The organism is Halobacteriovorax sp. JY17, assembly GCF_002753895.1.
In the GTDB taxonomy this organism is placed as follows: domain Bacteria; phylum Bdellovibrionota; class Bacteriovoracia; order Bacteriovoracales; family Bacteriovoracaceae; genus Halobacteriovorax.
In genome coordinates, this window is the sequence record NZ_NJER01000001.1 from 1,361,455 (window position 1) to 1,383,041 (window position 21,587).

Sequence of the window (21,587 nt, forward strand, 5' to 3'; positions counted from 1 at the left end):
CCAATCCTTCTTATAACGATTTAATCTCTTCCACAATTCTATCAACTTCTTTCTTAGCTTCATCACAAGCAGCTTTCCACTGTCCGTGGCTTAGGTCTTTATTTAAGTTCATAAGCAACTCCCCTAATTTGGTAGTTGCTTGATTGAACTCTTTTAACATTACGACCGCAAGCTCTTCATCTTCTAAGTTTTCAAGCTTATCCATAATTTCATCTAATTCTGTGTTATCTATACTCATTTATTTAACCGCCGTAAGCTTCTTACCTTTTTGCATATGAATCATGTCATTTAGAATGAAAAGAGCTTCTTCTAATCCCGCATCTTGACGAAGCTGCTTTGTCCAATCTTCATTTCTTGTCTTAAAGCCTTTTTGCCATGTCTTCTCATCACCCTTCTTAATTTCTTCATGCATTCTCACACTATCTTCATAAAAAGAAACAAGTAGATCTTCATTCACTTCATCAAGCTTAAGCTTATCTGACATTTCTTTATTTCTCTTATCTTCTTTAATTACATCATCGATATTAAGAGAAACTTTTGTATCTTCACGTCTCTTTGTTAGGTAACTAACAGACTCTTTAATTTTAGAAAACCTCTTTGATTCTCCGACCCTTTTTGAACTTCTCTTCTTAAGAGTACTCATATCAAACTTATTCTTGTCCCAATGCTTAAACTTCAATGGAGTAACTCTATCCCATGGAAGAGCATATTCTAAATCTTGCTCACGACTCTTAGTGTATTCATATGGATCAGGAATAATGATATCTGGAGTTACACCTTTAAATTGAGTAGACCCTCCATTAACTCTATAAAACTTTTGAATTGTTACCTTTAGTGCTCCCATCTGAGATCCAAATAATTGTTGAAGAGGCCCATGACTTAAGTTTAAAACCGCTTGAACTGTTCCCTTTCCATGAGAATGAGCGCCACCAACTATAACAGCTCTCTCATAATCTTGAAGAGCTGCCGCCAAAATTTCCGAAGCTGATGCAGAAAATCTATTTGTCATTACAATCAGAGGTCCTGCATAAGTCACAGTTGTATCTGTATCTTCTAAAACATCTACTTTTCCATCGTGATTTTTAATTTGAACAATAGGACCTTTCTCGATAAATAGACCTGACATTTGTTTAGCGTCTTCTAAAGCTCCTCCACCATTATTTCTAAGATCAAGAATAACTCCATCAACACCCTTTGTTTTAATTCTCTCTAGTTCAGCTCTCACATCTGCAGTACAATTTATTGAAGAATTCTCAAAGTCTCTATAAAACTTTGGTACATGGATATATCCAACTTTTAAACCAAGACCTTTTAATTCTAAAACAGAAGATTTAGCAAAAGATTCACCAATCTGAACGACATCTCTTTCAATTTCAATTTGCTTTCTAGAACCATCTGCTTTCTTAACTTTAAGCTTTACGATAGTTCCCTTCTTACCTCTAATATATCTAACGGCATCATCAACCCTCATTCCAACAAGATCAACAAAATCTCCCGTCTCTTGTCCTACAGCTAGGATTAAGTCATCAACTTCTAATCCTTTCTCTCTCCAAGCAGCCCCACCTGGAACAATTTTCACAACTTTGATATATGGGTCTTCCTCAGAAAGAACTGCTCCAATTCCTTCTAAACTTCCAGAGATATCAATATCAAAGTCTTCCTTTCTCTTTGGTGGAAGGTATTGTGTATGTGGATCATATATAGATGAAATTGCATTAAAGAACTTCTCTTCATAGTCACTTCTATCATCCTTCATTAGACGACTAAAGAAGCTCTTATATTTCTTAGAAATACCTTCGTGTGCCTTCTTTCTAATTTGTACATCTGTTAAAATTTCAGGTTTCTCTTCTTTCTTAGAAGACTTCTTCTTGACCTTATCTTTCTTGTCGTCTTTCTTAGGATTCTTTAGTTCATCTTGCTCTTCTTTAAGTCCTAAATATCTATTAAGAGTTGCTTGTTTAAAAACTCTTCTCCAATGATCTTTTAGAGCTTTGTGATCCTTTGGAAAGTTTCTTTTCTCAGGATCAAGTTCAAGACTTTCTTTTAAATTCCAATCAAACTCTTTCTTAAAAACTTCTTGTCTTACCTTATCAACTTCAACAACTCTCTCCCTAAGAATCTTAATTGCGTTATCAACAAGAACATGTTTTCCCGACATCAATTCATTATGCATTTCAGATTTATATTTATCTAAAACTTTGATGTCACTTTTTAAGAAAAATTGTTTTCCGTAATCAATTTTCTTAAAAAATTCAGCATAAGCTTTTTCAGATAGGTCTTTGTTAATTTTTAATTTTCTATAATGATAACTTTCCAAGGCATTACGAAGAATATTACCTATGAGCTTTTCTCTTTTTACATTTGGAACAATGTCAGCTGTAATAAGGTCTACATCTCTAGCATCTTCTTTCTTAAAACTTGTCTGTGCAACTTTCTTAGAATCTTTTGCATTAACTTGTAATCCGAAGACAAGCGTTAGTATTAATAGAAGGCTTAATTTTCTTTTCATCTTTTCTCCAACTTGGAATATACGATAAAGGCATAGTCCTGTAATTTTACATCTTTATATGATACGTCTAAATGACGACACCATAAAGTGAGAAAAATATCACAGATAAGAAAAGTTATTGTTAACTGAATGTCAAAAAATTAACGGCCTAAAGAGATCGGTTACTTGGAGATCTCCTCATACTCCCCTAGTACATCGAAGCGGTACACCTCAGACTCATCTAGTGCCTTCTTTAAGAGGTCATTATAGTCATTGTCGTTAGAAAAATTTCTCATATAAACATAATCTGCCTTAATGACTGGATGCTTCGGAGAGAAAAGACTACAGGCATCATCATGTGGAATAATTGAAATATCGTGAGTTCCAACTTTTTGCGCTAATCGAATAATTTCAATTTTATTAAAACCAACCAATGGTCTCAAGATTATTTTCTTAGAGAAATTATCCATCACAGACATATTCCTCATTGTTTGACTCGACACCTGACCAAGAGCGTCTCCTGTAATTAAAGCATCTGCCTTAACTCTACTTGCAAGTAAGTTTGCAGTTTCAACCATATACTTTCTAAAAAGAATTGTTCTATATTCCTCATGACAATCCTTTGCTATTGCATTTTGAACTTCTCCAAATGGCACAACCCAAAGTCTACAACCTCTTTGATACTGACTAAGAACACTACAGATATCTAGAATTTTCTCTTTAACCTCTTCACCAACATATGGGTAAGCGTAAAAGAAAATAAAATCTTGCCTACAACCTCTTTTAGACATCATAAAACTTGCGACAGGAGAATCAAAACCTCCAGAGATTAATGTTATAACATGACCGCTCGTTGAAACAGGAAGTCCTCCAGTAGCCGTCAGCTTCTCTGTTGAAATGTAAATATTATTTTGCAGAACTTTTACATCAATCATAATCTCAGGGTTTCGAACATCAACTTTTAATTGAGAAAATTCTTTTAAAAGAAAGTGTCCAAGCTCTCTTTGCAAATCCATTGATCCATGAGGAAAAGTCTTATCCACTCTCTTACACTTAACTTTGAAAGTAGTTATTCTCTCAGTAAGTTCTCCCCTAAGTTTTTCAACAATAGCAGGAAGAATTAATTCTTTCTCTCTAGCAATACTTATTGCAGGCTGAACAGTTGAGACCCCTGGAACCTTAACTAATGAATCGATACATTCTTTCGTAAAGCCAATTTCAGATTCTGCGACAAGGCGTTGTTGATCATTTTTCAAACGAACTTTCTCTTCGGGTGCATGAGCTCTAATTACGAGATGAACGTGCTCTTGTAGAGATCTAAAGTAATGCTTTCTATTCTTACCTTTTAGCCATAGTTCATCAATATTAATAATTAAATTCTTATACATATGCTTTCCTATTAGAGACTTTTTATTTCTCTTATTATTTTACTAAATTCTTCTACAAATTCTTGAACTTCTAAAACCGTTGAATCTTTTGAAAAAGATGTTCTAAGAACAAACTTATGTTGAGACTCATGTATTTTCATAGCATCAAAGCCAGCATTATAACCCTTCGCTTTTGAAGAACATGCCGAAGAGCTCGCAACAAATATTTCTTTCATCTCTAAATGCCTTAGAACAATATCACTAGATATTGAAGGTAAGAGAAAGCTTAAAATATAAGGAGAAGTCTCTTCAAAAGAGAAAGGAAATTCTATTCCTAACTCTCTCTTTGTTAATTCTTTTCTCATTAGAGAGTTGACTTCTTCAATATGAGAAAAAGCACTCTCTCTACTCTCAAAACCTATTCGAATGGCCTCAGCAAAAGAGAGAATCAAAGGAGTGTTTACTGTTGAAGATCTTACTCCAAACTCGTGCCCTCCACCATGAAGTTGAGTCCTAAGATCTACATCATTTCTTATAAATAATGCACCAATACCTTTAGGGGCCCCGATTTTATGGCCTGAGATTGTATAAGTATCAATATGCGCTGAAAGATTCACCTCAACCTTAGTTAATGCCTGAACCCCATCGACATGAATATGAATCCCTGGAATTATTTCTTTTGCTCTCTTTGCAAGACTTAAAATATTGTAGAGATTTCCACTTTGATTATTCACATGACTTAGAACGATCAATTTAGAGTTTTCATTTAATGTTTTTAGAAAAGCCTCTTCATTTATTCCTCCTCCTACCTGAAGGGGAATTTCAACTTGTTCAGCCAGAAGACTTTTTACAGGTTCAACAGTAGAAGGATGATCCCCTAAAGAGAAATGTACTCTCGAGCCTTTCTCTAATGGAACTCCCTTAATTGCTAAATTATTTGCCTCTGTGGCAGAGGAGAGAAAAATCAATTGATCACTTTTCTTTGCTTTAAGTAGCTTCAAGACTTGAGTTCTCGCTCTCTCCACTTTCTTCATAGAGCTCTTTCCAAGCTTATGTGCAGCAGAGGGATTAGCAAAATCCTCAACAAGAGATTCGGTATATATATTTAAAGAAGCTTCAACAATAGGAGTTGAAGCTGCATGATCAAAATAAATCATCAATATTCCTTACTTTTTTGATTGGCCATCATGCCCTAACTAACACCCATTGTCAAAGGAGCTTGTTGACTAAATTCTCCTAATTAAGGTTTGGATTATTCGACTGTGTACGTCTACAATTAGATGATATTTTATTTAATTAAAGGAAGAACCCATGTCACAAGTTGGATATTACAGCTCCCCAGAAATATATGAGAATAAGCTCTACTTCATATCCGATGATGATATTTGGTTACAAGACTTATCCGACGTAAGTAGACCGGCCACAAGAGTTACTGCCGAAAAAGGAAATATTACAAGTCTTAAAATTTCTCCTGATGGAGAATATTTAGCATACACATCTACCCTTTCAGGTGGAAGAGATATTTATCTTATGCCCAAAGACGGGGGTATCCCCACAAGGCTCACTTACTCTCAAGGAATGAAAGTCATTGGCTGGAAAGATGACCAAACAATCCTGTGCACATCTTCTCACGAACACTTCACAAGAAGAGAAACACTTATCTATGAATTAGATATTCACTCAAAGAAATTATCTGCAAAGAACCTAGGTCCTGCAACATTCTTTGAAGAAAGTGTGAACACTCAGGTTCTTGGAAAGAATAATGGAGATCCTGCCAGATGGAAGAGATACCGCGGTGGAACAGCGGGAACAATTTGGATAAAAAGTGGAGAGCGCCCATTTAAACAAATTCTTAAAAAGATTCCTACCAACTTAACTTGTCCAAAGATTATTGGAGAAAGAGTCTTCTTTGTCTCTGATCATGAAGGTATAGGAAATATATATTCAGTGAATATGAAGGGTACAAACCTTAAAAGGCACACACATCAAAGTGAATTCTACGTAAGAAGCTTCTCTCACTTTCAAGGAATAATTGTCTTCACAGCAAATGCTAGAATTCACTCTCACAATTTGATGACCAATGAAACTTTCTCTCTAGATATAAAAATCAATTCTCAGTTCTTACAAGCGAGAGAGAGGTTTGTAAGCGCCGAAGACTATCTACAAGATTTTGATATATTTAAAGATGCGCAGAAATTATCCATCTCTGCAAGAGGAAAGCTATTTGTAGTTCCACCATGGGGAGGAGCTCCAATAAGACTTGGAGATCAAGCGTCTCGCTATAAGCTTCCAAGAGTCGCTCTTCTAAAGGAAAAAGAAATTCTATGTTCATTAAAGCTTGATCATGAAAATGAAGAACATCTTATTTACTTTGACCTTGCCACTCAGAAAGAAACTTCTGTTCTAGAAAAACAGGACTGGGGAAAAGTTTTTGAGCTAGTTCCAAATCCAACTCAGCCTTTAATTGCACTTGCTAATAATAGAAATGAATTATTTATTATCGATCTTGAAAAGAAGAATACTCAAAAAATTGACCAGAGTTCAGGAGATCATATTGGAGATCTCTCTTGGTCAAAAGATGGTCAGCTCTTATGCTATGTTAAGAAAGAATCTGAGTCAGAGCAATTAATTAAAGTCTATGACTCAAAATCAAAGAAGACCCATAGAACGATCAAGAATGTTCTCGCTGACACTTCCCCTACTTTTAGTGATTGTGGAAAGTATTTATACTTTATTGGAAGTCGAGAGTTTAATCCATGCGGTTCTGAATTTATTTTTCAGTATGGCTTTCCTTTTCTAGCAAAAGTCTACGCCATAACTCTTGCTGAAAAAACTTCTTCACCACTTCAATTATTTAAAAACTTTGAGGTAGAAAAAGAAGAGGAAGATGAGAAATCGAAAAATAAAGAAGAAATCAAGATTGATTGGAATACGCTAGAGGACAGAATCGAATCTCTTCCTTTTTCACAGGGTGGCCATAGAAAACTATTCACCTATAAAGATCAAATAATTTCTTTAAAAGCGTTAGTTGGACCTAACGATCCGAACTCAACGAGATGGGATAACAGCAGCTATGAACTAGTTAGTTATTCTTTGAAGGAAAAGAAAGTCAAAACTCTCCTCACACAAGTCTCTCCTGAGAGAATTCAAGTAAGAGGAAAGTATCTCATTTGTGAAACAGAAGAAGAGCTAAGAATTATCAATCTAGAAGTGAAGCCATCAGAAGAAGAGGATTATAATAAAACGGACGGCTGGGTAGACCTGACCAGATTAAAAGTAAAATTTAGTCCAAGACCAGAATGGAAGCAAATGTACCGAGAAGCATGGATTCTTCAAAGAGAACATTTCTGGGTAAGCGATATGTCTAAGATAGACTGGGCCGATGTTTATTTAAAATACCTACCTCTTTTAGAGAGAATTAATACTCGTAGTGAATTTAGTGATCTCATCTGGGAAATGCAGGGAGAACTTGGAACGAGCCATGCTTATGAATTCGGAGGTGAATATCCAAACTTAGGTCACCCCTACTCTAGTGGACTTCTGGGGGCAACGTTCACATTTAACTCCAAGAACAAGAGCTTTATCATCGCTGAAATTCTCCGCGGAGATAGCTGGCTTGAAGGTCATCACTCTCCACTTGTAAAGCCGGGAGTCTCCTTAAATATTGGAGATCAAATCTATTCAGTTGACGGGGAAAGTTTCCAAGATGAAATATCTCTAAGCTTACACCTAGAGAATAAATGTAACACGAATATATCCCTTGAAATTCTCCGAAAGGGCGCCAAGAAAAAAGAAATTCTTGAAGTAAGAACGTCTGAAGATGATGTAACTATTCGTTACAGGCAATGGGTTAATTCAAATAGAGAATACGTAAAGAAGAAATCTAATGGAAAACTTGGTTACCTTCATATTCCAGATATGAGCTTAAAGGGAATGTCTGAATTTTGGAGGGCATACTCTCTTGAAAGCGAATGCGAAGGTCTTGTCATTGATGTCCGCTATAACGGCGGTGGAAGTGTATCACAACTTCTTCTAAAAGAGTTACAACAGAAAGTATTGGCCTTTAACACAAGCCGGTGGTTTGGGGAAAGTCACTACCCTATCTATTCTGTAAATGGCCCTCTTGTTTGTATTACTAATGAGCACGCAGGAAGTGATGGAGATATTTTCTCTCACTCATTTAAAATGTTACACTTAGGAAAGCTCATTGGAAAGAGAACTTGGGGAGGAGTTATCGGAATTTGGCCTAGACATTCTCTAAGTGACTTCTCTTTAACAAGTCAGCCTGAATTTTCTTTTTGGTTTAACGATGTTGGTTTTGATGTTGAAAATTACGGAACTGATCCAGATATTGAAATCGATATAACACCAGATGATTGGGCCCATGGAAGAGATCCTCAATTAGATAAAGCAATTGAAGTTGTTCTAAAAGAACACAAGCGAACTCCTTCTATAAAGCCTAACTTTAGTAAAAAACCAAACTTAAAAGCTCCAAAGCTGCCAAAGGGATATTAATGAAGAAGAAAGAACTAAAGATAATTGGTTGGAGAGAAGAACTCTCTCTCCCCGATCTTGGAGGAACAGATATCAAAGTCAAGGTGGACTCAGGTGCTAAGACTTCCTCGCTACATGCTTTTGATTTAGAGTCCTATTCGCGCTTAGGAGTACACTTTGTGAAATTTAATATTCACACAGTGAAAAAGAAGAGAGAAGTCTCTATACCTTGTAAGGCAAAGGTTTTAGAATATAGAAATATTAAAAGTTCAAATGGACAAGTAGAAAGAAGACCAGTAATTGAAACGAGAGTAAAGTTATTAGATGAGGTTTGGATAATTGAGCTGACTCTATCTAATCGTGATGAGATGGGATTTAAAATGTTACTTGGAAGAGAAGCTATCAAGAATCGCTTCCTAATAAACCCGGGTAAATCATTCTACTGTAACAAGAAAGGTGTGAAGAAATGAAATTAGCAATTCTATCTAGAGAAAAGAATAACTATAGTACGAGAAGACTTGTGGAAGCCTGTAAGATCAGAGGCCACGAAGTGAAAGTCTTAAATACTTTAAAGTTTGCCCTCGACTTAGAAGAAGGTGATCCAGATCTCTATTACAATCAAAAGAGATTAGGTCACTTTGATGCCATTTTACCTCGAATCGGAGCATCTATAACTTACTTTGGAACTGCAGTTGTTAGACAATTTCAGGCCATGGATATCTACTCAGCGAATACTGCCGATGGAATCCTAAACTCAAGAGATAAACTTAGAAGTTTTCAAATACTAAGTAAACATCATGTAGGACTTCCTTACACTACTTTTGTAAAAGATAAGAAAGATATTATTCCCGCCATCAACAGAATCGGAGGCGCTCCAGTTGTGATAAAACTCTTAGAGGGTACTCAAGGTGTTGGAGTTCTTCTTGCTCACACGATGGAGTCTGCAACATCAATCATTGAACTACTTCAAAGTCAGAAACAAAATATACTTGTTCAAAAATTCATTGCGGAAAGTAAGGGAAAAGATATTCGCGCAATCGTCGTTGGTGATCAAGTGATTGCAGCGATGAGAAGAGTTGCTCAAGGACAAGAATTTCGAAGCAATGTCCACCGTGGTGGAAAAACAGAAATGGTAGAACTCTCCGAAGAGTATAAAGAAGTTGCTATTAAGGCCGCAAAGATTATGGGCCTTGGTATTGCAGGAGTCGATATGCTTGAAGGAAAAGATGGCCCACAGATCATGGAGATAAATTCTTCACCAGGCCTAGAAGGAATTGAAGGTTGTACAAAGATAGATGTCGCTGGAGCTTTTATTGATTACATAGCAGGACAAGTAGACTTCCCAGAAATTGATATTCGTCAACAGCTCTCAGTGAGTAAAGGATTTGGTGTTTCAGAAATTTTTATCCCAAAGGAATCTGAATTTGTTGGCAACTCAATTATTGAATCAGGCCTTCAAGAAAAAGATATCAATGTTCTAACTCTCCATAGAAATGGAAAAGTTATCCCAAATCCTAAAGGCGAACGAGTTCTGGAAGCTGGAGATAAGCTCTTCTGTTTTGGGAGACTAGATACAATGAAGGACCTTATTCCTCTAAAAACAAGAAAGAAGAGAAAACCTAAGATTAAGAAGTTAAAAGTAAAAGATATTAAAAAAGCTAAAGAGCTAGAAGTACAAAAGTGAGTAAGGAAATAAATAAAGACCCAGAAATTCTAAAGATTGGCAAAACTTCTATAAAAAGAGGAAAGAGAGTAAATCTCTCTCTAGAAGTTGCCTCACTTTATGATCACACTCCCCTCTCAATTCCAATTGAGGTCATTAGAGGTAAAGTCGGCGGACCAACTCTATTTATTAGTGCAGCTGTTCACGGAGATGAGCTCAATGGCGTTGAGATCATTAGAAGAATTTTAAAGAGAAAAGAGCTTACCCATATCAAAGGAACTCTCATACTTGTTCCAGTAGTAAATATTTTTGGATTTAATAATAAGTCTAGATATCTCCCAGACAGAAGAGACCTTAATCGCTCATTCCCAGGGACTAGTGGTGGCTCCCTCGCCAGTAGAATGGCAAAGTTATTCATGAAAGAAGTCATCGATAAATGTACTCACGGGATTGACCTTCATACAGGTGCCATCCACAGAACAAATCTTCCACAAATTAGAGCATGCCTTGAAGATGAGAAAACAAGAGAGCTCGCAGAGAGTTTTGGAGTCCCTGTTATTATTGATTCTAAACTTAGAGATGGCTCCCTTAGAGAAGCAGCAAGAACGAAGAAAGTAACTACTCTTCTCTTTGAGGGGGGAGAGGCCCTACGTTTTAATGAAAGTGTTATTAGATCAGGAATAAAAGGTTGCTTCTCTGTCATGGAAAAAATTGGCATGATAAAGAAACCTGCCTCAAAGAAGCCAAAACTTCAAAAGAATGTCTTTATAGCAAACTCCAGTTACTGGATTCGCTCTCCTCATAGCGGAACAGTTCACTTTAATAAAATGATTGGTGATAGAGTTAAAAATGGTGATCTTCTAGCAAGCGTGTCCAACACTTTTGGTAGAGAATCAATTGATATTCATGCCAAAGAAGATGGTATTCTTGTCGGTCTCTCAGTTCTCCCTCTAGTAAATCAAGGAGACGCTCTATTCCACCTGGCCACCTTTAAAAACTCAACGAAAGTGAAAAAAGCTCTCGAACTTTATGGCGAGGATGAGTAAGTTAATACTTTAAGTAACTTACAAGTCCTTTAGTTATAAGTAATAATTTCAATTTACCCCACGAGTATCTCTAAAAATGGTAAAAAAGCTCATCATTCTAGATGAGGAAAATAGATGAAGAGGCACTTGCTTACTTTAACTACATTACTAATATGTGCATCAGTCTCGGCTGGAGATCTTACGGAGAACTTTATCTCTTCGGCGAAATCTCTACTTCCAAAGAAAATGGATGTATCCAATATCAAAGTAAGTTTTAAGAGAATGAATGAAAACCAACTAGGATCTCCTTGTGACCGAGAAGGTTTCATCTATGGAAAGTACTCAGATGGCGAGATTACTTTAAGTGAACAACTAAAGAAGTACTTAGCTCCAAACGAAGAGATAGAGTTTAGCTGTAAGCATAAGAACTATTATAAGACAGCCCTCTCAACTCTCTTACATGAGTACCTTCACGCTTATGAAGACACTCTTTCAAAAAATGAAAAGCTACATAAGCAAAATAATTTTCTAAGCCTCGGCTTCTGGAATCTAAAGAAATCGAAGAAAAATTTAAATACTTATGCAGAAAGATCACCAAATCTCTACGAGTATTCTTCTCCAAAGGAATTTCTGGCAGTTAACTTTGAATACTTTCTTCTAGACCCTGAATATAAGTGTAGAAGACCAAATCTCTACAGCGCATATCAAGAATCATTTGCTCATACTCCTTTTCAAAATATTGAGTGTAACTCTCTTTCTGAAATTTCAACTTCAGATACGCAGAGGATTGAATTAGTAAATCTAGATTTTAAAAATGTTAGAGAAATTCACTATCTCTTCGCCTCTAAAGGAAAAGCGATGATGAGTAGATGGGGACATAGTATGTATAAACTAGTTCTCTGCGATCAAAGTTGGTCATTAGAAAAATGCAGACAAAGAGGAAAATTTCTTGTCGTTGGTTTTCTCGCTCAAGTTTCAGACGTTTCAATTAATGCAATCAAAGGAATTCTTGGTCAATACCCAAGTGATATGACTATCACAAGCTTAGATGCAATGAAGAGACAGTATAATCGAGCAGAACTTAGAGATCTTGAAAGTATCCCTCTCGCCTTAACTAAAGTTGAGAAAGAGCGTTTTCTAAATCATCTCATTCGAATCTATTGGGAATACTCCGGAAAGTACTACTTCTTTAGTAATAACTGTGCTGATGAAGCGTTCAAGTTAATTCAAATAGCGAAGAATAAAAGTGATATTTACAAAAAAGGTGTCTTAACACCAGTTGGTATCTACAAATACATTAAAGAGAATAACCTCTCCAAAGACTTCTCATTCACCAATAGAGAACTCAATATAGAAAACGGTCTTCTCTACAGCAGCTTTGCTCCTAATCTAGGCCTAAGTTTTGATAATTTAAAAAGTCAATTCAAGAAATCTTTTAGAGAGAAAATTAAAGCTCCAAATATTCAAAGAAGAGAGAGAAATTTCAAAAATGATTATAAGGCTGTAAGAGATATTCAGCAGTACTCAAAACTACCAACTTTAAAGAGAAGAGAGATCATCAAAGCGATAGTAAAAAAGAAAGATAGAAAGAACTTCTTAGATCTTTTTGCCATAGAGTCTCAAGCGAATTACGTAACTAACAATGAACTACTTTCCAAGATGCAGTCAATCTCTTCAAAACAAGATAGCGATGAGGAGACAAGAGAGATTTTCACAAAGATTGTAGAGCTAAAAAATATTATTATCTTTGGTACTAATTCAGAGAATAAAGGCTACGGTATTCCTCAAACTGGCGACTTAGAAAGTACGATTTCACCGGAAGTTTTTGCAGCAGAAGAGGAATTAAAGGAAGTGAAAAATCTTTTACAGGAAAAATATAAAACTGTTTTTCAAGAAGAATTTTTACAAATGGAAGAAGCAAACTATAACAAAACAATAATCAAAGAAGCACTTAAAAGTGTCTTATAAAGGAGATTTTGAATGAAAAAGTTATTACTAAGTACAATGGTTTTATTATTTGCATCACAACAAGTACTTGCTCACAGAGAGACAAGATGTAGAACAACAAGAAACCGTTATGGTGAAAGAGTTCAAACTTGTAGAACAGTTTCTCATACTCACAGAAATGGTTCTGATTATGGTGACGGATTCTTTGATGGTCTACTTGCTTCATCACTTATTCTTTTAACAAGTGCCGACGCTGACAATGATTACAATAGAGATTTCCTAGAGTCTGAAATTACTTTTACTTTAGCTACAGCTGAAGAAGGAAAGTTAGTTCTATCTAATGAACTTCAAGACCTTGTAGATGAGACAAGAGCTGTTAATGAAGGTACTGAGTTATCTGACGAAGAAATTCTTGAAGCTTACCTACTCGAAATGTAGATTATATTTTAGCGTCACATATATCCTTATGTGGCGCTATTTTATTCACTGTCTAAGCCTTAGTCACCCTATCCTACTGAAACTGCGTTAAAATTCTGGCCTAAACTTTGCTTCATAAATAGTATGAAAAAAGTTTTAACAACACTATTCATTGCTTTTTCTACACTTTCTTATGCGAGTGATGGTGAGTATCGATGTGACTCTATTCAGAATGTAAGCTATCAAGACCTCTCAAGTAGAGTCTTAGATATTAGTTACCACATTGATAAAGTAAAAGAATTAGAAAGAAATGGCCTTAGAAGTGCCGCTTTAAATATTGTGAGAGAAGGACTCTTCTCTATAGAATTAGCGACCAAGAAATATAAGAATGAGAAATTTTGCTACTCTCTTTCAAAACGCGCTAAATATCAAAAGAGCTTACTTATTAAACACCAAATAGAACTTAGTCTACTAGAGAGCGAATTAAAGAAATTCGATGACTGCTCTTACGCAATTATGAAATTAGAAGAAGAAACAACAGCTATTGCAAAGCAAGATGAGTTCTATGGTAAGTTTCTTGCGACTTCAAAAATTATAACCAAGGCCGACTTAATTAGAAAAGATCAGTCATGTGATATTTCTCAGCAAGAAAAACTCACTCAAATCCTTACTCACCAAAATGGACTTCTTTCTAAGCTTTATAGTGTTCAAGAAAAGTCATAAATATTCCACACTTATCGATTCGTCTTTACCTAATTGACCCTTCGGTAGATTCTCGTCATAATAGACTTAATTTAATAATGAAACTTCAAAGGAGTTTACTATGAGTATCAATATCGGAATTGAAGAAGGAAAGAGAATTGAAACAGCGAAAGGACTTAGTCACTTACTCGCGGATAGTTACACTCTTTACTTAAAAACACATAACTACCACTGGAATGTTACCGGTCCAATGTTTACTACTCTACATTTAATGTTTGAAACACAGTATAACGAACTTGCTCTTGCTGTTGATGAGATCGCAGAGAGAATTAGAATTCTTGGAGTAAAAGCTCCAGGAACTTATAAAGAATTTGCTGAGCTATCTAGTATCAAAGAAGACGACACTTCTCCTGAAGCCAATCAAATGATTCAAGGACTTCTCTGTGGTCATGAACAAGTTGTTAATACTGCAAAGAATATTCTTCCAATTTTAGATGGTGGTAATGATGAAGGAACTCTCTCACTACTAAGTGCTAGAATTGAGTACCATGAAAAAACAGCTTGGATGTTAAGAAGTTTACTCGAATAATTTTATCTACTAATCAACGACTGGAATCCTAGGGAGAAGAGATACTTTATCCCTAGTTGAACAGTCGTTGTTGTTCCTTCACTATCAAATTGATATCTGTCTAATGAAGCAAAGACATTAAGACCTCTATTTACTTTGAAAAAATCAAAGCCTAGGCCATATATTAATCCACCATGACTCTCGCTTTTAAATCCATAAGTATTAGCAATTGCTTCTCTCGTGTAATCTGCAACATCTGTCTCTAAAGAATGATTTACTTTATAAACTCCGTAGCCAAATTTAAAATAGAGTCTTGGATTTAAGAAAACATTCATATTTAAAGTATATGATTTTTGATCGTGATTAATCGTATTAGAAAGACCATCGTGAATAATCTCCCCTGTTGCACTCGTTCCGACATAAGAAAACTCTAGGCCTAGGAAGCCACTTCTAAAGCCGACTAAATAGCCAAGTCCCGCTCCAGCAGGCTTAACATTATACTGCTCCATTGGTTCGTAACTGACCTTAGAATAATTGCCTGCCACACCTATATAGGTCAAAGCACTTGCGTTTAGAGACAGAATAAAGAATGTAATAATTTTTAAAATTTTAATATGAGTCAATACGAAACTCCTCAACTGTATTAATTGTATCAATTAATAAGTAAAGATTCCTTAAGGAAGACTTTTCCGATACTACACATCAAATGTTTAGAATTGCTAGAATAGCTTAGGGAACTATCAAAAGGACGACTTATGCCCAAGTTCAAAGCTCAACTACTTCTACTCTTCACTCTTCTACTCTTCGCTTGTAAGGAAGAACCTATTCCTACTAGTTCAAACTTCATTGTTTCCCCTGGAGATATTGTCGTTACGAATATTACAAATGATTCCGTAGTTCTCTATTCGAGCAACGGTACATTTAAGAGAGTTCTCTACGATGTTGAAAATAATGCTGAAATTCCTTATGGAGTTGGCTGGAAGCACGATACTCTTGAAGTCATGGTTGCTGTCGATGGATCAGATAGAGTTGTCGGAATTTCTGCAATTGATGGAACAGTTAGAACGATTATTCAAAATGCCAACCTTACAGGAAATATAAGAGGAGTAACTCAACTTGTTGATGGGAGCATTCTTGTGGCAGAATCAAATAATGTTGAAAAATTCACAACAAACGGAACAAGAATTACAGACGGCTTTCCCCTCTCAGGAGGAATTAATGGAGTTGAAAATGTCTTCGCAAAGGCCGATGGTGGTTTCATCGTATGCTCTAGAACAAATGATGTTGTAAGAACCTATGAAGCCGATGGTACAATGGAAAATACTCATGTCTCAGGAATTGGAGGGACAACTGACGGATACGGTTGTACAGAGCTAGCAGATGGAAGTATTGTTACAGCATGGTCTGGCACAACAGATACTATCTCAGTCTATGATTCTACTTTTGGAGACCTTGATATTGCTTACAATGATTCCGCGATTCTTCCCTCACCCAGAGGTGTTGCTCAACTCGCAAATGGAAATATTATTGCGGCGGATGCAACTTATCATCACTTAGTTGAAATTGATTCTACCACTGGAGAATTTGTAGGAATTCTTGCAGGTTCAGGCCTTTCGACTCCAAATCAAATAATAGTTATCCCTAACTTCCTATAAGTTCAGCAGAACCACTTGCGGCAAATTTCTTTTGCTGCATTTTAATTCTTGCATTTCTAATTGTATGGTCTGGAACTCTCTTTAACTTTCCGGCCATTCCAATCTTTGAGAGTGTCCAAATTGTCCACTTACTTGGATCGAAATGGTACCACTTTACACCGTTTCTATAATCGGCCTGGAAAGTGTGGTGAAAATTATGGTAACCCTCTCCAAATGTAAAAAGCGCCATAATAGGACTATCTTTTGCTGTATGCTCATCAGAGTAAGTTTTAGAACCTAGAACATGGCAAAGAGAGTTAATTAAGAATGTTGAGTGGTGAACAAAGACAATTCTCGCAAAACCGATAACAGCAAAGCCACCCAGAGTACTTCCCATGAAGTAACCAATAATTCCAGGGAGTACAATTCCCACGAGTGCTGCTATTGGAAGGTAGTATCTATGTTGCCAGACTACCATCTTATCTTTTAATAAATCTTTGGACATTGGAAATTCGTCGGCAAATTTAGAAGGTTCTCTAAACATTACCCACCCCATATGGGCCCAAAAAAATCCTCTATTGATATTATATGGATCTTTCTCCGTATCGCAGAACTTATGATGAACTCTATGATCACTCCCCCACTTTAAAAGAGAGTTTTGAAAAGCTGCAGCACCAAAAATTAATAAGAAGAACTTTACTGGCGCAGAGGCTTCAAAAGTTCTGTGAGAGAAAAGTCTATGATAGCCAATTGTAATTGAGCTTCCACAAAAGCAAGCAAAGATCAGAGCCGCAATAAAAATAGAAGGCATAAATCCATCTCTATATATATGTAGTGCAGTTAAACCAATTGCTGTAACGGGAGTGAGTATGAGAAATAGTGTATTTACCCAATCAATATTCTTTCTTTCCATGACGCCCAACCTCCGTGTGTGTTTAGGACAGCTTTAGGATAGCAAGAGTGGTGTCATTTGATTGTAAAAGGAGTGTAAAAGTGATCTAGATATTTGGAATTAGAGAAATAAAAGGACCCTTTCGGGCCCTTCTACCACTTATGAATTTAGATTTCTTAGAACGTATTGTAAGATTCCGCCATTTCTAAAGTAATTCAGTTCATCCAAAGTATCTACTCTTGAGTCAAGAGTTACACTTTCAGTTGTTCCATCTTCTCTAGCAATAGTCATCTCAAAGTTCTGCTTAGGAGAAAGAGTTCCATCAGGAGACTTAATCGAAATTTTCTCTGATCCAGTTAATCCAAGAGTCCTCCTTGTAACACCATCCGGGAATTGTAACGGAAGAACGCCCATACCGATTAAGTTTGATCTGTGAATTCTTTCAAAGGATTCTGTAATAACGGCTTTTACACCTTGAAGATTTGTTCCTTTCGCGGCCCAATCCCTTGAAGATCCTGTCCCATATTCTTTACCTGCGATAATAACAAGTTCAGTTCCAGCATCTTTATACTTCATTGCTGTATCGTAAATCGACATCTGCTCACCAGTTGGAAGAAACTTCGAATATCCTCCTTCTACACCTGGAACAAGCTCATTCTTAATACGAATATTCGCAAACGTTCCTCTCATCATGACATGGTGATTACCACGACGTGACCCATAAGAGTTAAAGTCATATTGCTTAACTCCTCTATCCATTAACCACTTACCAGCTGGAGAATCTTTTGTAATATTTCCAGCAGGAGAAATATGATCAGTAGTAACCGAGTCTCCTAGAAGAGCTAGGATCGTTGCATCTTTAACTTCGTAAGTATCAATTGTTCCATCTTTAATATTTTCAAAGAAAGTTGGATTAGCAATATAAGTTGATTTCTCATCCCAGTCGTATAACTCACCTTCAGGAGATTTTACTTTTTTCCAAAGCTCATCACCATCAAAGACATTTGAGTATCTAGCTTTATACATATCAGAAGTAATGTGCTTTAAAACAACCTCTTCAATTTCTTTATTTGATGGCCAAAGATCCTTTAAGAAAACATCGTTTCCATTCTTATCTTTTGCAAGCGCATCGGTGGCAACATTAATATTTAAGTTACCAGCAATTGCATATGCAACAACAAGTGGAGGAGAAGCAAGAAAGTTTGCTTTAACGTCTGGGGAGATTCTTCCTTCAAAGTTTCTATTACCAGAAAGTACAGAAGTAGCAAGAATATCATTCTCATTAATTGACTTTGAAATTGGAGCTGGAAGAGGACCTGTATTACCAATACAAGTAGTACATCCGTAACCAACTAGGTTAAATCCTAATGTATCAAGATGCTCTTGTAGACCTGACTCAATTAAGTAATCAGTTACTACTTTAGAACCTGGAGCAAGAGAAGTTTTCACCCATGGCTTAGATTGTAAACCAAGAGCTACAGCTTTCTTAGCAACAAGTCCTGCGGCAACGAGAACAGAAGGATTAGAAGTATTTGTACATGAAGTGATTGCAGCAACAACTACGTTTCCATGCTTCATTTTAAACTCTTTCCCCTCAACATTAAATTCTTTATGTAAGTCTGATGGATTATAACCAAATACTTTTGGAAAAATCTCTTCCGTAAATTTTTTGTCTGCACCATCAAGAATAATTTTATCCTGTGGTCTCTTAGGTCCAGAGATGCATGGAGTTACTGTTGAAAGGTCTAATTCAACAACACTAGTAAACACAGGATCTGCTTCATTTTCGTAGGCCCAAAGTCCCTGCTCTTTTGCGTACGACTCAACCAGAGCGACAGTTTCTTCTTTTCTACCTGAGAGTTTCATATATTGAATAGTCTTCTCATCAATCGGGAAGAATCCACAAGTTGCTCCATACTCAGGTGCCATATTCGCTAGAGTTGCTCTGTCTGCAAGAGAGAGGTCTCTCATCCCCGGTCCGAAGAACTCTACAAATTTACCAACTACTCCGTGCTTACGAAGAGACTCAACAACATTTAGCACAAGATCAGTTGCAGTCATTCCCTCTTGTAACTTCCCCGTTAACTTAAATCCTACAACTTCTGGTATAAGCATTGTGACAGGCTGTCCAAGCATTGCCGCTTCAGCTTCAATACCACCAACACCCCAACCAAGAACGGCAAGACCATTAATCATAGTTGTATGGGAATCTGTACCAACACAAGTATCTGGGTAAGCAACTACTTCCCCGTCTTTTTCATTTGTCCAAACAACATCGGCAAGGTACTCAAGATTTACTTGGTGAATAATTCCTGTACCAGGAGGAACAACTCTAAAGTTATTAAATGCCTTCTGTCCCCATTTAAGAAAATTATATCTTTCTGCATTTCTCTCATATTCAAGTTCGACATTTTGCTCAAACGCTTCCTTTGTTCCAAAGTGCTCAACTTGAACAGAGTGATCAATAACAAGATCAACTGGAACTAGAGGATTAATCTTCTGGGCATCTCCGCCAAGAACATTCATAGCATTTCTCATTGCAGCTAAATCAACAACAGCCGGAACACCTGTAAAGTCCTGCATAACAACACGAGCTGGATGATAAGCAATCTCATGATCAGACTTTTGAGAGTCGGCCCACTTATTCAATGCTTCAATATCACCCCAAGTAACACTTGTTCCATTCTCATTTCGAAGAAGGTTTTCAAGTAGAACTTTTAAAGACTTTGGAAGTTTATCAACATTTCCAAGACCTAGTGCCTTAGCTTCTTTAATTGAAAAGTAAGCGTAGTTCTTACCATTAACATTAAGGGATTTTTTAACCTTACTCATTTAGGACCTCCTCTTTCTATAAATCAATTTAAGTGAATTATACTTTAAATGAGAGCAAACATCACCTAGACAAGGAGAATTAAAAATTTTAAAGGATGAAAAAACGCAATAGCCTAGGCATCTACTCGGTCGGACAATAAGGCCCAACGTCCACCGCCCTCAGAGCGAATCATATAACCCACCGTGTGAAGCTTTCTTCGAAGATTATACAGGTGAACATCAATAGTCTTTGGATGAACATTTGTCCTCCCCCAAACTTTTTCTAAAATATCATCTCTTGTTACAGTTCTATCTCTAGAATCTAGGAAGAGAGAAAGTAGCTGCTTCTGCTTAGAAGTGAGGTTATCAATATCGATCCCATCAATCTTAACTTTCTTGTGCCCTGAATTTGCGAGGCTAGGCCTTGCTGGACCAGAGACAACATTCTCTATCTTCACGAGCAATTCGTTCTTCTTAAATGGCTTCGTTAAATAATCGAGAGCACCTTCTTTAAAACAGAATCTAAGAGCATCGATATCATCGATAGAAGAAACAATAATAAAAGGGATATTTAAAATATTTGAGTCTTTAGAATTTGTAAGGAAGTTTAGAAAGTTTCCATCCCCTAACATTAGATCAGCAATAATCATCTGAGGAAGTTCATCAGTCGAAGTGTTTTCAAGCGCAATTGTGAACTCATCTAATCTTTCAAAGTACTTTGTTGAGTAACGATGATCAAGAGTCTGCTCATAAACAAATTGACAGCCTTTATCATCTTCCAAAATCCAAATTGATTTATTTGTCGCTATTGTATCACTCATTTAATACCTTCAAATTCAATGAAACTTTAAAGTTACTCTTAGTTGAAGTAACTTCCATTTTGTAGAGAGGAGAATTTAATAAGATCTCATGACCTAGATTCTTTCTCACTACTTTTGCACCCGGAGATGAACTCTCGTCCAATATTTCAAATATTTGTTTTTCCACAGGCTTGCTACTAACTAGTGTAAACTGACAGTGTTGAGAGTCAAGTTTTTTTAGTGTCAAACCCACCTCAAACTCGTCTATTTGCCCTTTCTTGAGCTCTTCTAAATATATGGCCAACACAGAGAAGATCACACTGTGAACTTCTGCACATGAGACGCTTAACTTCCAGTCTTCGCTACCGACATCCGTTTTAAAAGAAACCTTCTTAAATTCATTCCAGAAATTTATTCTCACTGATGCAAGGATCTTCTCGATCAGATCAAAGGCATTTACTTCTTCACCAGTAAGCTCTGCCTTTTTAATATAACTTCTGTAAAATGTTATAATGTCTGTAAGTTCATCTAAACTACTCTGCAAACGATCGAGATATTTTCTTCCATCATCTGAAGTGTGCTCTTCCAACTCTTCTACACAAAATTGCATCACGTGCACTTGACCTGAGATATCATGAGCAGCAACCGAGGAAGTTTCAAGCAGTGCATCAACATAAGTTTTCAATTCAAGATTCGACATAAGTACATCCATGTTGTTGTAATTTAAATTATAAGCGAAAACCTTCATTGCATCTAGGCAAAATAAATTTTTTCTTAAG

The 21,587-nt window shown here is 36.4% G+C and carries 18 protein-coding genes; 9 read left to right on the forward strand and 9 right to left on the reverse strand.

Going from position 1 to position 21,587, the window contains the following annotated elements:
• Nucleotides 1–10: 10 nt before the first annotated feature.
• From CES88_RS06220 to CES88_RS06235, 4 genes are all read right to left on the reverse strand, one after another.
• The gene (locus tag CES88_RS06220) at nucleotides 11–238 is read right to left on the reverse strand and encodes a hypothetical protein (RefSeq protein WP_290732529.1); all 228 of its coding nucleotides are present in this window, start codon (nucleotides 236–238) and stop codon (nucleotides 11–13) included.
• Nucleotides 239–2,509, reverse strand: coding sequence for a carboxy terminal-processing peptidase (locus CES88_RS06225; protein ID WP_290732531.1), 2,271 nt, complete (start codon nucleotides 2,507–2,509; stop codon nucleotides 239–241). It lies immediately after the preceding gene.
• Nucleotides 2,510–2,670: 161 nt separating this feature from the next.
• Nucleotides 2,671–3,876 (reverse strand): tRNA uracil 4-sulfurtransferase ThiI, encoded by a 1,206-nt coding sequence (gene thiI / locus CES88_RS06230; protein WP_290732533.1) that lies wholly within the window; start codon nucleotides 3,874–3,876, stop codon nucleotides 2,671–2,673.
• An 11-nt stretch (nucleotides 3,877–3,887) separates the two neighbouring features.
• Complete coding sequence (locus tag CES88_RS06235) at nucleotides 3,888–5,012, reverse strand: aminotransferase class V-fold PLP-dependent enzyme (protein ID WP_290732535.1); 1,125 nt, start codon at nucleotides 5,010–5,012, stop codon at nucleotides 3,888–3,890.
• A gap of 154 nt (nucleotides 5,013–5,166) precedes the next feature.
• Here CES88_RS06235 and CES88_RS06240 point away from each other — a divergent pair, with 154 nt between their 5' ends.
• The 8 genes from CES88_RS06240 to CES88_RS06275 all read left to right on the forward strand — a co-directional run bounded on the left by CES88_RS06240 (nucleotide 5,167) and on the right by CES88_RS06275 (nucleotide 14,692).
• A complete protein-coding gene (locus tag CES88_RS06240; protein WP_290732537.1) occupies nucleotides 5,167–8,370 on the forward strand; it encodes a S41 family peptidase in 3,204 nt (1,067 codons plus the stop codon).
• Nucleotides 8,370–8,819, forward strand: coding sequence for a RimK/LysX family protein (locus CES88_RS06245; RefSeq protein ID WP_290732539.1), 450 nt, complete (start codon nucleotides 8,370–8,372; stop codon nucleotides 8,817–8,819). Before CES88_RS06240 ends, CES88_RS06245 begins: the two co-directional genes overlap by 1 nt.
• Entirely contained in the window at nucleotides 8,816–10,033 is a 1,218-nt protein-coding gene (locus CES88_RS06250; RefSeq protein WP_290732541.1) for a RimK family alpha-L-glutamate ligase, read from the forward strand. The genes CES88_RS06245 and CES88_RS06250 overlap by 4 nt, the downstream gene beginning before the upstream one ends.
• Nucleotides 10,030–11,058 carry a succinylglutamate desuccinylase/aspartoacylase family protein gene (locus tag CES88_RS06255; protein WP_290732543.1) on the forward strand — a complete coding sequence of 343 codons (1,029 nt, stop codon included), beginning with the start codon at nucleotides 10,030–10,032 and terminating at the stop codon, nucleotides 11,056–11,058. Before CES88_RS06250 ends, CES88_RS06255 begins: the two co-directional genes overlap by 4 nt.
• A gap of 114 nt (nucleotides 11,059–11,172) precedes the next feature.
• Nucleotides 11,173–13,005 carry a DUF4105 domain-containing protein gene (locus CES88_RS06260; protein ID WP_290732545.1) on the forward strand — a complete coding sequence of 611 codons (1,833 nt, stop codon included), beginning with the start codon at nucleotides 11,173–11,175 and terminating at the stop codon, nucleotides 13,003–13,005.
• Nucleotides 13,006–13,017: 12 nt separating this feature from the next.
• A complete protein-coding gene (locus tag CES88_RS06265; RefSeq protein ID WP_290732547.1) occupies nucleotides 13,018–13,422 on the forward strand; it encodes a hypothetical protein in 405 nt (134 codons plus the stop codon).
• Nucleotides 13,423–13,545: 123 nt separating this feature from the next.
• On the forward strand, nucleotides 13,546–14,124 hold the full coding sequence (locus CES88_RS06270) for a hypothetical protein (RefSeq protein WP_290732549.1): 579 nt from the start codon (nucleotides 13,546–13,548) through the stop codon (nucleotides 14,122–14,124).
• A 100-nt stretch (nucleotides 14,125–14,224) separates the two neighbouring features.
• On the forward strand, nucleotides 14,225–14,692 hold the full coding sequence (locus CES88_RS06275) for a Dps family protein (RefSeq protein ID WP_290732551.1): 468 nt from the start codon (nucleotides 14,225–14,227) through the stop codon (nucleotides 14,690–14,692).
• Between the two features lie 2 nt (nucleotides 14,693–14,694).
• Here CES88_RS06275 and CES88_RS06280 read toward each other — a convergent pair whose 3' ends face one another.
• On the reverse strand, nucleotides 14,695–15,294 hold the full coding sequence (locus CES88_RS06280) for a hypothetical protein (RefSeq protein WP_290732553.1): 600 nt from the start codon (nucleotides 15,292–15,294) through the stop codon (nucleotides 14,695–14,697).
• Between the two features lie 132 nt (nucleotides 15,295–15,426).
• On the opposite strand from CES88_RS06280, the gene CES88_RS06285 reads away from it, so the two are divergent.
• Nucleotides 15,427–16,326, forward strand: a complete 900-nt coding sequence (locus CES88_RS06285) for a hypothetical protein (protein WP_290732555.1) — start codon at nucleotides 15,427–15,429, stop codon at nucleotides 16,324–16,326.
• On the opposite strand, the gene CES88_RS06290 is transcribed toward CES88_RS06285, so the two are convergent.
• From CES88_RS06290 to CES88_RS06305, 4 genes are all read right to left on the reverse strand, one after another.
• On the reverse strand, nucleotides 16,313–17,218 hold the full coding sequence (locus CES88_RS06290; protein WP_290732556.1) for a fatty acid desaturase: 906 nt from the start codon (nucleotides 17,216–17,218) through the stop codon (nucleotides 16,313–16,315). The two genes, CES88_RS06285 and CES88_RS06290, sit on opposite strands and share 14 nt — an antisense overlap.
• 138 nt (nucleotides 17,219–17,356) lie before the next feature.
• Entirely contained in the window at nucleotides 17,357–20,029 is a 2,673-nt protein-coding gene (gene acnA, locus CES88_RS06295) for an aconitate hydratase AcnA (protein ID WP_290732558.1), read from the reverse strand.
• A gap of 113 nt (nucleotides 20,030–20,142) precedes the next feature.
• Nucleotides 20,143–20,829, reverse strand: coding sequence for a response regulator transcription factor (locus CES88_RS06300; protein ID WP_290732560.1), 687 nt, complete (start codon nucleotides 20,827–20,829; stop codon nucleotides 20,143–20,145).
• Complete coding sequence (locus CES88_RS06305; protein WP_290732562.1) at nucleotides 20,822–21,508, reverse strand: hypothetical protein; 687 nt, start codon at nucleotides 21,506–21,508, stop codon at nucleotides 20,822–20,824. The genes CES88_RS06300 and CES88_RS06305 overlap by 8 nt, the downstream gene beginning before the upstream one ends.
• Between the last annotated feature and the right edge of the window lie 79 nt (nucleotides 21,509–21,587).